The sequence below is a fragment of the Nostoc sp. LEGE 12447 genome, from assembly GCF_015206985.1.
In the GTDB taxonomy this organism is placed as follows: Bacteria; Cyanobacteriota; Cyanobacteriia; order Cyanobacteriales; family Nostocaceae; genus Nostoc.
The window spans coordinates 1-12925 of record NZ_JADEXT010000089.1 but is presented as its reverse complement, the minus strand read 5'-3'; the positions used below and the strand labels follow the sequence as shown (position 1 = coordinate 12925).

The window sequence follows — 12925 nt, the reverse complement described above, 5'->3', positions numbered from 1 at the left end:
AAACAAACGCTGATTTTTCGGTGCTATCGGCTTTTTCGGCATCTTCAGCTGCCATTGTTGAAGAATAGGGCAAACTCATTCCCATCGCTTCAAATGCTGAAGACATGGTATTAGCTGTGAACATTCCACCACAGGAACCGGCACCCGGACAAGCGCGACTTTCGACTTCTAATAATTCCTTGTCGTCAATTTTTCCAGCGCTATATTGACCAACAGCTTCAAAAGAACTGACAACAGTCAAATCACGTCCGTTGTAGTGACCGGGTTTAATTGTGCCACCGTAAACGAATATTGCAGGGATATTCATCCGTGCGATCGCTAGCATTGCTCCTGGCATATTTTTATCACAACCGCCAATGGCTAGTACACCATCCATACTTTGCCCGGTACAGGCGGTTTCAATGGAATCGGCGATGACTTCCCGCGACACGAGGGAATATTTCATCCCTTCTGTTCCCATCGAAATCCCGTCACTAATGGTAATTGTGCCAAACATTTGTGGCATTGCTCCGGCGGTTTTAATCCCCACCTCTGCTATGAGCGCCAGTTGATTGATCCCCATATTACAGGGGGTGATGGTGCTGTAACCGTTGGCTATACCGACAATGGCTTTGTTGAAATCTTCATCTTTAAAACCAACTGCACGCAGCATGGCTCGATTTGGCGATCGCTGCACTCCTTGCGTTACTACTTGGCTTCTCAAATTCTCCGACATAGTTACATCATCCTTTGACTTGCGTGTATGAGTATCATAGATAGCAATTTTTGACATGTCCAATATATATTTATGAATATTTGAGACTTATAAAATATCAAAACTATGGAACTGCGACACCTGCGCTACTTCATTGCTGTAGCTGAGGAACTACACTTTAGTAGAGCCGCAGAGCGACTTCACATCGCTCAACCTCCCTTAAGCCAGCAAATTCAGCAGCTAGAAGCAGAACTTGGGGTAGAACTTTTTCAACGCAAAACTAAACGACAGGTGCAGCTAACGGAAGCCGGACAAGTATTTTTGCAAGAAGCTTATCAGTTGTTCGCTCAACTGTCCAAGGCAATTGATCTGACTCAACGTACAGGTAGGGGTGAGAAAGGACAACTACGAGTAGGTTTCACCAGCTTGGTAACTTACGATTTGCTGCCTGTGATTTTGCGGCGGTTTCGAGAACAGTTTTTAGAGGTGGAGTTAGTATTGCAAGAATTAACGACAACTCAGCAAGAACAAGCGCTATTCAATCGCCGTATCCATGTAGGTTTTGCCCATCCACCTTTAGAAGACAACACTCTCAATCAAGAATGCATTCAGCAAGAAGGACTAATTGTAGCTTTGCTAGAAACTCATTTCTTAGCCAGACAAGAAAATATTTCAGTGCGATCGCTAGTAAACGAAAACTTTATCATGTTCCCCCGCCATTTGGGTCCTGGACTTTACGATCAAATCCTGAGTCTTTGCCAACAAGGAAATTTCAGCCCAAAAGTAACTCAAGAAGCAATCCAAATGCAGACAATCATCGGACTAGTGTCTGCGGGAATGGGGATTGCGATCGTACCGTCTTCTTTGCAAAATCTTCAAAGGGCTGGTGTAGTTTATCGCACTTTAGAAGAAAAAACACCATTAGTAGAAACGGCTGTAGTGTGGCGACAAGAGGATATGACACCTATTTTACGGGAGTTTTTACTAATTGTCAGAAGTGTCTGTGGTGAATTAATCAGTGAAAAAGGCGATCGCCTCCATTAGATTGCTTTGATGTAACAAAGCTGCGGTGAAGATTGGTAATTAGGGTTTTTCGAGATAGAAGATTGCACAAAAATCTGTCGATAATAGCTAGAGTTCTTGTTCTTGAGTGACAATCCACAACAAGTCTAACCACAACTGGGGATAAGCTTGCTTAAGATTTGAGAGTGGATCGCGCATCAAGTTATTGGCATTCAAGCAAACAACCTCAACTAGACCCAGATATAGTGCCACTTCTCTAATGAGATTTTTTTGTTCTACGACAGCACTAATTAGTCTATCAGGGCAGTAAATTCCAATGTATTTTGCATGACGGACACACGTTTTTATATTCACTCTTGTTAAGTGAGGATGAGGATTGATCACCTTCACATAACATTGGCTTAACAGTTTCCATACCTGTGGGTGAGTGTGTTCAATAATTACGTTAAATTGCTGGGCTAAGTCTTCTTCAGTAATCATTGCTTTGTTCCTAACAATAGTAATCTCATGTCATCTGTCATCCGTTGCATACTTTGGTAAATACCTAATTGTGCAACCAATTAAAACAGCAATTCTTTGCTGATGCTATGTGCATATTCACTCTAGTCAAATTGGTAATTTTTAGTCAGGGTAAAATTCATCCCCAAGTACGAAATTGATTGGTATGTTTTCTACGGCTTTTATTACTCGTCTATCAAGCATCAAAGCTGAAAATAATCTCTAAAACTGTACCAAACACTACTTTTACCAATTTTATTGGTAAATCTTTCTTACTAGACAAATGCTGTGTTTATTGGAATTTGGGGCTTTTGAGCGATAATAGCAGCTAAAAAACAACCACTTGCAAAAATAATTTGCGCTTCGCAAGCAAACTTGCAATTTTTGTGATAGTCTTTTTATATAGGGAATCAAGACACCGAAAGTACAAAAAGTCGTCAGAGAGAAATGATATAAACTCAAAGACCATACTTTCGCCTTGGCAGATATAAGTTAAATCCGCTACGGCTTTTTGAAACTAAGAGACAAAGCCAATGAAGCAGGATAGTGACCTCCGTAATAACTTGAAGTCCATTAGAACTCGCTTAGGCATGAGCCAACAAGATTTGGCTAACATCGCTAGTGTGACTCGTCAAACTATTAGTGGTGTAGAGTCGGGATTATATGCTCCCTCAGTTGCCATAACACTTCGGTTGGCCAAAGCGCTTGGCTGTCAAGTTGAGGATCTATTCTGGTTAGAGCGGGATTTACCTGAAATCGAAGCCGTCCTTGCCAAACCTGTCCCTAACAGTCAGCAACTACGAGTTAGTGTGGCTCGTGTAGGAGGACAATGGATAGCTTATCCCTTGATTGGTAAGGATGCTTTTCGCCAAGATATGATTCCGGCTGATGGTGAAGGTACTAGCCAAATAGGTACAAGTAAAGTTCGAGTCAGGCTACTAGACGATAATCTCGACACACTTCACAACACCGTTGTGATTGCTGGTTGTGCCCCTGTGATTTCACTATGGGCAAGAGCCACCGAACGCTGGCATCCCCAACTGCGAGTCCAATATAACTTCGCCAATAGCATGGCTGCATTGCACAGTCTATGCAGAGGTGAGGCGCACATCGCGGGGATGCATCTGTACGATCCTGAAACTGGTGAGTATAATACTCCCTTTGTTCGAGATGTTCTGGCTGGGAGGGAAGCAGTTCTGATTACCCTTGGTGTTTGGGAAGAGGGACTTTTATTGAAGCCTGGCAACCCTATGGGAATTAGAACAGTGACTGACTTAGTTGCTGGGGGAGCGACTATTGTTAACCGCGAAATCGGTTCTGGTAGTCGGATGCTTTTGGAACAAACACTCCAAAACGAGCAGATACCATTCGATGCTGTTCAGGGCTTTGACAATGTATTCAAAAGTCACCAGGACGTTGCCCAAGTTGTAGGATTAGGAATTGCTGATGCTGGTATGAGTACGGCATCTGTAGCTACCGCTTTTGGGCTGGGATTTATCCCTTTACATCAGTCACGATATGATTTGGTGATTCTCAAGGAATATTTAGAAGAAGCACCTGTACAGCAATTGCTCAGTACTTTGGGACATCGGATGGTTCACTCACAATTTGAAATTCTTGGCGGTTACGATATCAGCAAAATCGGGGAAATTGTAGCGACTGTTTAGAGTGGATTGCAATGGTTGGTTGTGTTCTTAAAGGAATACTTGGCGTAAATTGAAATTCCTGCTGCAACCACTCTTTAGGTATGAGCAACCTTCTTTCTAATTACAACAACTGATAATGCTGAATTCGTAATTTTTCCAGCTTGGAATCTGTAGCTTTCCTTTCTCCAATTAGTATTACTACCGCTAGAGAAATCATTTGAGTGAGCGGATGGTAATACTTGCAATATTCCTTGAATGATGTCTCATTGCTCTAGCTATTAGTCAGAAAAAACAATGACTAATAGCCAATGAAAACTTACCAAAACTTGAATATGTTCTGCATTCGGACTCTTTTTGCTGTAGAACGAGCGCCTCCAACGACTTTCTACATAAGGCCAGTGCTGTAATTTTACAACGCTAGTACTTCCGGCACAAAGTGCCAACGCTTCATGAATCGACAGACCCACCAAACAAACAATTGCAGGATAAATTATCATGTCCGACGAAAAAATTAGACAGATTGCTTTTTACGGTAAAGGTGGTATTGGTAAATCTACCACTTCCCAAAATACCCTTGCTGCGATGGCAGAAGTGGGTAAACGCATCTTGATTGTCGGATGTGACCCAAAAGCTGACTCAACCCGATTGATTTTGCACTGTAAAGCCCAAACCACAGTGTTGCACTTAGCTGCTGAACGGGGCGCTGTGGAAGATATTGAACTCGAAGAAGTGGTAATAACTGGCTTCCGAAATATCAGATGTGTAGAATCAGGTGGGCCAGAACCTGGTGTTGGTTGCGCTGGTCGGGGTATCATCACCGCTATCAACTTTCTTGAAGAAAACGGCGCTTACTCAGATGTAGATTTCGTATCCTACGACGTGTTGGGCGACGTTGTGTGTGGTGGTTTTGCTATGCCAATTCGTGAAGGTAAAGCCCAAGAAATCTACATCGTTACCTCCGGTGAAATGATGGCGATGTTTGCAGCTAACAACATTGCTCGTGGCGTTCTCAAATATGCTCACACAGGTGGGGTACGTTTGGGTGGGCTGATTTGTAACAGCCGCAAAACTGACCGGGAAGATGAATTGATTAGCACCCTTGCAGCCAGATTAAGTACTCAGATGATTCACTTCGTCCCCCGTGACAATATCGTGCAACACGCCGAATTGCGTCGGATGACAGTGAATGAGTACGCACCCGACAGCAAGCAAGCTCATGAATACCGTACATTAGCAGACAAGATTATCAACAATACAAATCTCGCCGTTCCCACACCCATCGAGATGGATGAGCTAGAAGATTTGTTGATTGAATTCGGTATCCTTGAAAGTGAAGAAAATGCTGCGAAACTAATTAGCCAAGCAGATGCAGCTAAAAAACAAGAAGATGCTGAAGGTGAAGCACTAGAAGCACTCAAAAAAGGAAACGTAGAAATAGTTTCCGGTAGCGAAAAGAAGTAAGCTTATTCTTCAGAATCAGGTGCTAAATACAAAGTAAATATTAGGTGGGCTATTCTCGCCCACCTTCTCACCAATCATTTAAAATGGAGGTAGTCGAATAGCTAATCTTAACTCTGTGCTTTTCCTCTTCACCGTGTTAACACTAATCAACTAACGTGTACAGGACAACATTAATAATTTAATAGTCTAGTTCATGTTTTTGTTTTCTCCTTCTCTAACCTAGATGATGTTTATGTTTTAGGGGATGATAAATTCTCTTGATCATTCCCTTTTATCCATCTTTAGATACCACGGTGAATAAATGAAAATTCTCCTCAGCCTTTGGGAATTCAGCTAATATCTAAAAATTTCTACCTATTGTCACCAAACAAATGAATCCCACGCCAGGAAAAACCAACGATTCACTCAGTGACTCTAATTCTGAAGATGCTCGTCAGCAGATACAAAAGAAAAAAAAGTCTTCCACACAATTACCCCAACCTGGAACTACTCAAGGGAGTTGCGCTTTTGATAGTGCAATGATTACTCTTGTACCAATCACTGATGCTGCTCATGTAGTTCACGGGCCAAGTGGCTGTGCTGCCAGTATTTGGGGAAGTCACAGCAGTCTTTCTTCTGGTTCGATGCTGTACAAGATACGCTTTAGCAGCGACATCGATGAGAACGATATCATCTTCGGTGGAGCCAAAAAGCTGTATAAAGGCATTTTAGAATTACAAAGACGCTACAAACCTGCGGCGGTATTTGTTTATTCCACTTGCATTACTGCTTTGATTGGGGATGACATCGAGGGAGTTTGCAAAGATGCCACCGAGAAAACAGGAATACCTACTATCCCTGTACATTGCCCTGGATTCATTGGGAACCAAAATTTGGGCAACCGTGTCGCTGGTGAAGCAATGCTTTCACACGTTATTGGAACAGCTGAACCAGATACAACTACACCTTATGATATTAATCTAATTGGTGAATACAATATTGCAGGTGCAATATGGAATGTTTTACCGTTGTTGGAGAAATTAGGTATTAGAGTTTTGGCAAAAATTACAGGCGATACTATCTACAAAGAAGTTTGTTATGCCCATCGTGCCAAACTTAATGTAATCCTCTCCTCCAAAGCACTAATCAATATGGCTAAAAGGATGGAAAAACAATATGGCATTCCTTATATTGAAGAATCTATTTATGGGATAGAGCAAATCAATGAGTGTCTAAGAAATATTGCTGCAAAGTTAGGTAATTCTAATTTACAAGAAGGTACAGAAAAGCTAATTGCAGAAGAGACTGCTGCAATAGATGAAAAACTCGCTTTTTATATTACTCAATTACAAGGGAAGCGGGTTCTCCTTTCTATTGGAAGTTTCAAGAGCTGGTTGATTATCTTTGCTGCTAAAAAATTGGGGATGGAAGTTATTGCTATTAGTATTAAAACTAATAATACTGAGGAAGATAGAATTAGAGTCAAAACTTTGCTGAGTCAAGATGGCATAATTCTAGAGCAAAATAGTCCTCAAGAAATTTTACAGCTAATTAACGCAAATCGAGCTGATATGTTAATTGCTGATAAACACCATCAAGACACCTCTCTTACTGCTAGGATTCCATTCCTAGACGTTAATCAAGAACGCAACCATGCCTATGCAGGCTATATGGGAATTTTAGAGGTAGCACGAGAACTCTATGCTGCTTTTTACACCCCTGTGTGGGAACAAGTATCTCAACCAGCTCCGTGGGAAACAGGAAATTCTCCAGAGGAGAACATCTAATGGCGATTATTAGCGTTACGAGTACATCTGTTGCAGTTAATCCCCTGAAGCAAAGCCAGACTGTAGGTGCAGTTTTAGCCTTTTTGGGGTTAAAGGGAATAATGCCTTTGTTACACGGTTCACAAGGCTGTACTGCTTTGACGAAGGCAGTATTAGTACAGCATTTCCGTCAGACAGTTCCCCTTTCCAGTACAGCGATGACAGAAGTTGCAACCATTTTGGGTGGCGAGGAAAGGGTTGAACAAGCAATCTTGACTTTGGTGCAGAGATCCAAGCCAGAAATTATCGGTCTTTGTAGCACTGGACTCGTGGAAACCAGAGGCGATGATATGGGGCGCTTTGTTAAAGAAATTCGTCACCGTCACCCAGAACTAGATTATTTACCAATTGTGCTTGTCTCTACACCTGATTTCAAAGGTACATTACAGGATGGCTTTGCTGGCGCGGTTGAGAGTATAGTCAGGGAAATTCCCCAAAAAAGCTCCAAACAAGACACTTGTCCTACACAAATCACTATTTTGGCGAGTTCTGCCTTCACACCAGGGGATGTACAGGAAATCAAAGAGATTGTCACCTCTTTTGGACTTGAACCTATTTTTGTACCTGACCTTTCTGGCGTACTAGATAGTCATATAGAAGATTCTTCTAGTGCCATTACAGCTAATGGCACTACATTGGCACAATTGCGCTCAATTGGCACTTCTGTATTCACTTTGGCACTTGGTGAGAGTATGCGAGGTGCAGCGCAAATTTTGGATCGGAGATTCAATATACCCTATGAAGTATTTAGTGAACTGACGGGACTACTAGCAGTAGATAAATTCTTGCAAGCATTGGCAGATATCAGTGGTGTCAGCGTACCGGAGAAATACCGCCGTCAACGCCGTCAGCTAAAACATGTGATGTTGGAGAATCACTTTTACTTTGGTTGCAAGCGAGTTTCTTTGGCGCTGGAACCCGATTTACTTTGGTCAACAGTTGCTTTTTTGCGATCGCTAGGGGTTCAGATTCATGCAGCAGTAACAACAACACGTTTTCCTCTGTTAGAAAAACTGCCGATTCCTAGCGTCACTATCGGCGATTTGGAAGACTTTGAGCAACTGGCGGTTGGATCTGATTTGCTAATTACCAACTCTCATGGAGTGGCGATCGCTCAACGCTTAAAAATTCCTCTCTATCGTCAAGGGATTCCCATTTTTGACCGCTTAGATCACAGTCAATTTACCAAAGTTGGCTATCGAGGTACTATGCAGTTTTTGTTTGATATTGGCAATCTGTTTTTAGAGGCTGAAGCAAAGATTAAGCATTAAACAGATTAGCAGTTATTGTTCGATTCATCCAAGCAACGAACTAGCCACATTCCAAGCAGGTTATCGGCGAATCCAGTATTACTCTCAACAGAGACTGAAGCTTTTTTACACTACAGCCCTAATTATTGCTTACCAAAATCAGGCATAAGTCCGTATATTAACCTTGGACTGGCAGGAGTTTTTACCCTGGCACACAATCAATCGTGAGGATTTTCCTTCCAAGGGCGCAACTGAACTAGAGGTGCTGATTCAGGGAGTTTTTGACAATCGGCGTTTCCTAGAACAAGTATTGTACTTGATAGTGTTTAAAAACAGAAGTAGCATTAGTAAAAAATTGCTTCGCCGACGTTTTTTTACTACACAATACTCCAAAAAATATTCGTGCTAAGGCTGGTAAATCCTGAGTTATCAGTGATTAATAGAAAAACTAATTCCAAATCACAATGCCTAATTTCATGTTATGAATAAATCCCTTTTTCCCGCAGATGATCTGCCTCCAACTGGAGCAACTCTACTTAACGAATTATTTTACAGGCAGCTAGAAGAAGCTACGTGTAGGCGATTTTATCAAGTCTGCGTCCCACTTATGCGAGTTTTACTATCAAATTGTCACTGGTATTTCAAAATAAATGCTAGTCCTCTGATTTTAATCATTATCTGCTATGACATAGAAAGTTATCTGCATATTGTTGATGCTATTCCACAGTTTATCAAACAGTTGAAGCAGTTTTCTAACAAGTCCAAAATTCAGCTTTTTCCACCAGATAATAAAGGAGAACCTTGGGAAATCAAGATTGAAGAAACATCAGATAAATAAGCCTAGTACCGCAAGGTGGAATTAAAAATTAAAAATGAATACAGCGTAAGCATTTCATTGATTTAGAATGGGTGCTTTATTTCCGCCGTGTTGTACTAGTCAAGTACGTAAACTCGACATTCCGTATTTTGAGCAAACTATGCTTGCAACACAAAATCAAATGCCGTGAGAGTTGGCGCACCAGCTAGAGTTGCAAATAGACCACTACTGCTAAAACCATGCGTGTTGCCATTTTGGTTGTAGAACAACTGTCCACTTAACAGGATCTTTTATTCTCACATCAGCTAGCAATAAAACTCTGGCACAAGCTAGCAACAGCGATCGCATCATGGAATTTGATGAATCAACAGTTGTGGGACAATATCAACTGGGTATTAGTACTACCTTCGGCTCACTGTTGAGCCGTGCAATTAATGGCTCGGCATCATTTTGGGGAACCATAGGTGTAAGTGGAAAATGGAGTGCAGACGGTTCAGGTGAAGCTAGATTACCCAGAGCAGGGAGAAAGGTACTGAGAAACTTTGAGCGATCGCACCCAATTCAATTCTGAATTCTTTCTTTAAATCGTTGAATGTATAACTCACAACATTAAAGCCAAATATATATATACTGGATACTTTTTTGTCTTTCTATCGGTTGATGCACAGAAAATTTCTGAATAGTTTCCTTAAAGAAGAACAAGATAATCTGTCGGAGAACTGTTAGTTACAAGTTGAGCTTTTAATACTACTGAAGTTTCTTATAACTAGAATCAGCGCATCAAAATCTGATGAAAGGAATCGAAAGTTATGGCAAAAGTTGTTGGAATTGATTTAGGGACAACTAACTCTTGTATTGCAGTCATTGAAGGTGGACAACCGCTCGTGATTGCGAATGCAGAAGGACAACGCATCACTCCCTCTGTAGTTGCATATACAAAAACAGGCGAACATCTGGTTGGTCAAATTGCTCGACGACAGGCGGTAATGAATCCAGAGAACACGTTCTATTCAGTCAAACGCTTTATCGGGCGCAAACACGATGAAATCACCCACGAAGCGAGTGAAGTTTCTTACAAAGTTGTCCGCGATCGCAACGGTAATGTCAAACTCGATTGTCCAGCGCTAAAAAAACAATTCGCGCCTGAAGAAATTTCTGCTCAAGTTTTGCGAAAACTTACAGATGATGCCAGCAAATATCTAGGAGAACCCATTACGCAAGCAGTGATTACTGTACCTGCTTACTTCAATGATTCGCAACGACAAGCGACCAAAGATGCAGGCAAAATTGCCGGGTTAGAAGTACTCCGTATCATTAACGAACCTACGGCGGCGGCACTTGCTTATGGTTTAGACAAAAAGGGCAACGAAACAATCTTAGTCTTTGACTTAGGGGGCGGCACGTTCGACGTTTCAATTCTAGAAGTTGGAGAAGGTGTGTTTGAAGTCAAAGCCACGAGTGGGGATACCCATTTAGGTGGTGACGATTTTGATAAAAAGATTGTCGATTATGTTGCAAATGATTTTCAGCGCCACGAAGGTATTGATTTACGCAAAGATAAGCAAGCCCTGCAACGGTTAACCGAAGCCGCAGAAAAAGCCAAAATTGAACTTTCTAGCGCCACCCAAACGGCAATTAATCTTCCCTTCATCACGGCAACTCAAGAGGGGCCAAAGCACTTGGATATAACGTTAACTAGGGCAGAGTTTGAGAAACTCTGTGCTGACTTGCTCGATCGCTGCCGCATTCCAGTTGAACAAGCTCTCAATGATGCCAATCTGAACAATGCCAATCTCGATGAAGTTGTTCTAGTAGGCGGTTCCACCCGAATTCCCGCCGTGCAACAACTCGTCAGACGCATCACAGGCAAAGATCCGAATCAGGGAGTGAACCCCGATGAAGTAGTTGCTGTGGGTGCAGCAATTCAGGGCGGAGTACTAGCGGGAGAAGTGAAAGATGTGCTGCTGCTAGATGTAACACCGCTTTCTTTAGGGGTGGAAACGATGGGCGGGGTGATGACAAAAATTATTCCCCGCAACACGACGATTCCGGTGAAGAAATCCGAGATGTTTTCAACCGCCGCCGATGGCCAGCCGAATGTCGAAATTCATGTTCTGCAAGGAGAACGGGAACTTGTGGCAGACAATAAGAGTTTAGGTACGTTTCGGCTCGATGGCATTCCTCCGGCTCCGCGTGGAGTACCTCAAATTGAAGTAACATTCGACCTCGATGCAAATGGGTTACTATCGGTAACTGCTAAAGATCGCGCCACTAGTAAAGAACAATCGATTACAATATCAGGCGCTTCGACGCTGGATAAACACGATGTGGAACGCATGGTACGAGATGCAGAAACTCATGCCCAAGAAGATCGCCAACGCCGCGAGCAAATCGACACCAAAAATAATGCGGACTCGCTGGTTTATCAGGCAGAAAAACAACTGCAAGACTTGAATGGTCGAGTTTCTCAAGCAGATAAAAGTCGGGCGCAACAATTGATTGACGAGTTGCGATCGGCAATTGAGCGAGAAGACTACAATCAAATGCGATCGCTCACTACCAATCTTCAACAAGCACTCATGCAAATCGGTAGCGCCGTTTACGCCCAAGCTAACGCCGCAACTAGCAATCCTAATCGCACAACTCAGCCAACTGGACAAAACGACGATGTGATTGATGCCGATTTTGTTGGCTAAAACGCGCAAGCTAAACCGTAATTTTTGAATTAATGTCAACGACGGAGGAGGCTTATCACTTACTTACAAAAGACGTTCCGAGTGCAGAATAGTCGGATTATGAGTATCGAATCATGCCAACTGCAACTGATTTCAAAGATTATTACAACCTTTTGGGAGTTAGCAAAACTGCAACTTCCGACGAAATTAAGCGAGCTTACCGCAAACTTGCCCGCAAATATCATCCTGACGTGAATCCCGGCAATCCAGAAGCCGAGGAAAAATTTAAAGACATCAATGAAGCCAACGAAGTTTTATCAAACCCAGAAAAGCGCGAAAAGTATGACTCTTTTGGGCAGTACTGGAAGCAAGCGGAGGTTAGCGGTACTCCTCCTAGAGGAACTAGCACGTATGCAGATAATTTTGACCAATATAGCAACTTTGATGACTTTATCAATGATTTACTGGGTGGTTTAGGGGATAGGACAAGAACAAGACAAACTTATTACCGCACCTCGACTAGGCAGCCTGATGATGGCCCATTTCGTAGCCAAGCACCAGCACCCGATACCGAAGCTGCGATCGCCCTCTCCTTTTCGGAAGCGTTTCATGGCGTTCAAAAGCGGTTGCAGTTGGATGATGAAACCATTAACGTTCGTATTCCCGCAGGTGCTAAACCGGGTAGTCGAATTCGCATTAAAGGTAAAGGTCGCTCCAGTCCTTTTTCTCAACAGCGAGGCGATTTGTATCTCACAATCGAGGTGCTTCCCCATCCATTTTTTCAGTTTTCGGGTGACAACTTAACCTGCGAAGTTCCTATTCGTCCAGATGAAGCGGTCTTAGGCGCTCAAATTCAAGTACCAACACCAGAGGGTAGCGTCACATTGAGCGTTCCGAAAGGCGTGCGTTCCGGTCAATCGCTGCGGCTACGAGGAAAAGGCTGGACGCAACCAAAAGGCGGGCGAACTGACCTAATTGTGAAACTTCAAATCGTCTCTCCGAAAGAGTTAAGCGAAATTGAGCAGGATTGCTATGAAAAGATTCAGGCGAATAGCA

Annotated in this window: 12 protein-coding genes; 9 read left to right on the top strand and 3 right to left on the bottom strand. The window is 42.6% G+C overall.

The window, feature by feature from the left end; translation table 11 throughout:
- A partial coding sequence (locus IQ274_RS35275; RefSeq protein ID WP_194145112.1) for a dihydroxy-acid dehydratase occupies positions 1–715 on the bottom strand: 715 nt, incomplete at its 3' end.
- Positions 716–820: 105 nt separating this feature from the next.
- Between IQ274_RS35275 and IQ274_RS35270 the strand changes: the two genes are divergently transcribed.
- Positions 821–1738, top strand: coding sequence for a LysR family transcriptional regulator (locus IQ274_RS35270; RefSeq protein WP_194145111.1), 918 nt, complete (start codon positions 821–823; stop codon positions 1736–1738).
- A gap of 87 nt (positions 1739–1825) precedes the next feature.
- On the opposite strand, the gene IQ274_RS35265 is transcribed toward IQ274_RS35270, so the two are convergent.
- Positions 1826–2197, bottom strand: coding sequence for a hypothetical protein (locus IQ274_RS35265; RefSeq protein WP_194145110.1), 372 nt, complete (start codon positions 2195–2197; stop codon positions 1826–1828).
- 551 nt (positions 2198–2748) lie between these two features.
- On the opposite strand from IQ274_RS35265, the gene IQ274_RS35260 reads away from it, so the two are divergent.
- Positions 2749–3882: a substrate-binding domain-containing protein gene (locus IQ274_RS35260; protein WP_163936658.1), complete on the top strand. Its 1134-nt coding sequence runs from the start codon at positions 2749–2751 to the stop codon at positions 3880–3882.
- 257 nt (positions 3883–4139) lie between these two features.
- Here the strand turns inward: IQ274_RS35260 and IQ274_RS35255 are convergent, their stop codons facing one another.
- On the bottom strand, positions 4140–4358 hold the full coding sequence (locus IQ274_RS35255; RefSeq protein ID WP_163936660.1) for a hypothetical protein: 219 nt from the start codon (positions 4356–4358) through the stop codon (positions 4140–4142).
- On the opposite strand from IQ274_RS35255, the gene nifH reads away from it, so the two are divergent.
- The 7 genes from nifH to IQ274_RS35220 all read left to right on the top strand — a co-directional run.
- Positions 4357–5322 carry a nitrogenase iron protein gene (gene nifH, locus IQ274_RS35250; protein WP_012412139.1) on the top strand — a complete coding sequence of 322 codons (966 nt, stop codon included), beginning with the start codon at positions 4357–4359 and terminating at the stop codon, positions 5320–5322. The two genes, IQ274_RS35255 and nifH, sit on opposite strands and share 2 nt — an antisense overlap.
- A 371-nt stretch (positions 5323–5693) precedes the next feature.
- Positions 5694–7088, top strand: a complete 1395-nt coding sequence (gene nifE / locus IQ274_RS35245; protein WP_163936662.1) for a nitrogenase iron-molybdenum cofactor biosynthesis protein NifE — start codon at positions 5694–5696, stop codon at positions 7086–7088.
- Entirely contained in the window at positions 7088–8398 is a 1311-nt protein-coding gene (gene nifN / locus IQ274_RS35240) for a nitrogenase iron-molybdenum cofactor biosynthesis protein NifN (protein WP_163936664.1), read from the top strand. Before nifE ends, nifN begins: the two co-directional genes overlap by 1 nt.
- Positions 8399–8858: 460 nt before the next feature.
- Positions 8859–9215, top strand: a complete 357-nt coding sequence (locus tag IQ274_RS35235) for a hypothetical protein (RefSeq protein WP_194145109.1) — start codon at positions 8859–8861, stop codon at positions 9213–9215.
- A gap of 328 nt (positions 9216–9543) precedes the next feature.
- Positions 9544–9765: a hypothetical protein gene (locus IQ274_RS35230; RefSeq protein ID WP_194145108.1), complete on the top strand. Its 222-nt coding sequence runs from the start codon at positions 9544–9546 to the stop codon at positions 9763–9765.
- Between the two features lie 238 nt (positions 9766–10003).
- Entirely contained in the window at positions 10004–11890 is a 1887-nt protein-coding gene (gene dnaK, locus IQ274_RS35225; RefSeq protein ID WP_194145107.1) for a molecular chaperone DnaK, read from the top strand.
- Between the two features lie 113 nt (positions 11891–12003).
- Positions 12004–12925: DnaJ C-terminal domain-containing protein (locus IQ274_RS35220; protein WP_194145106.1), on the top strand; the 922-nt coding region annotated here is incomplete at its 3' end.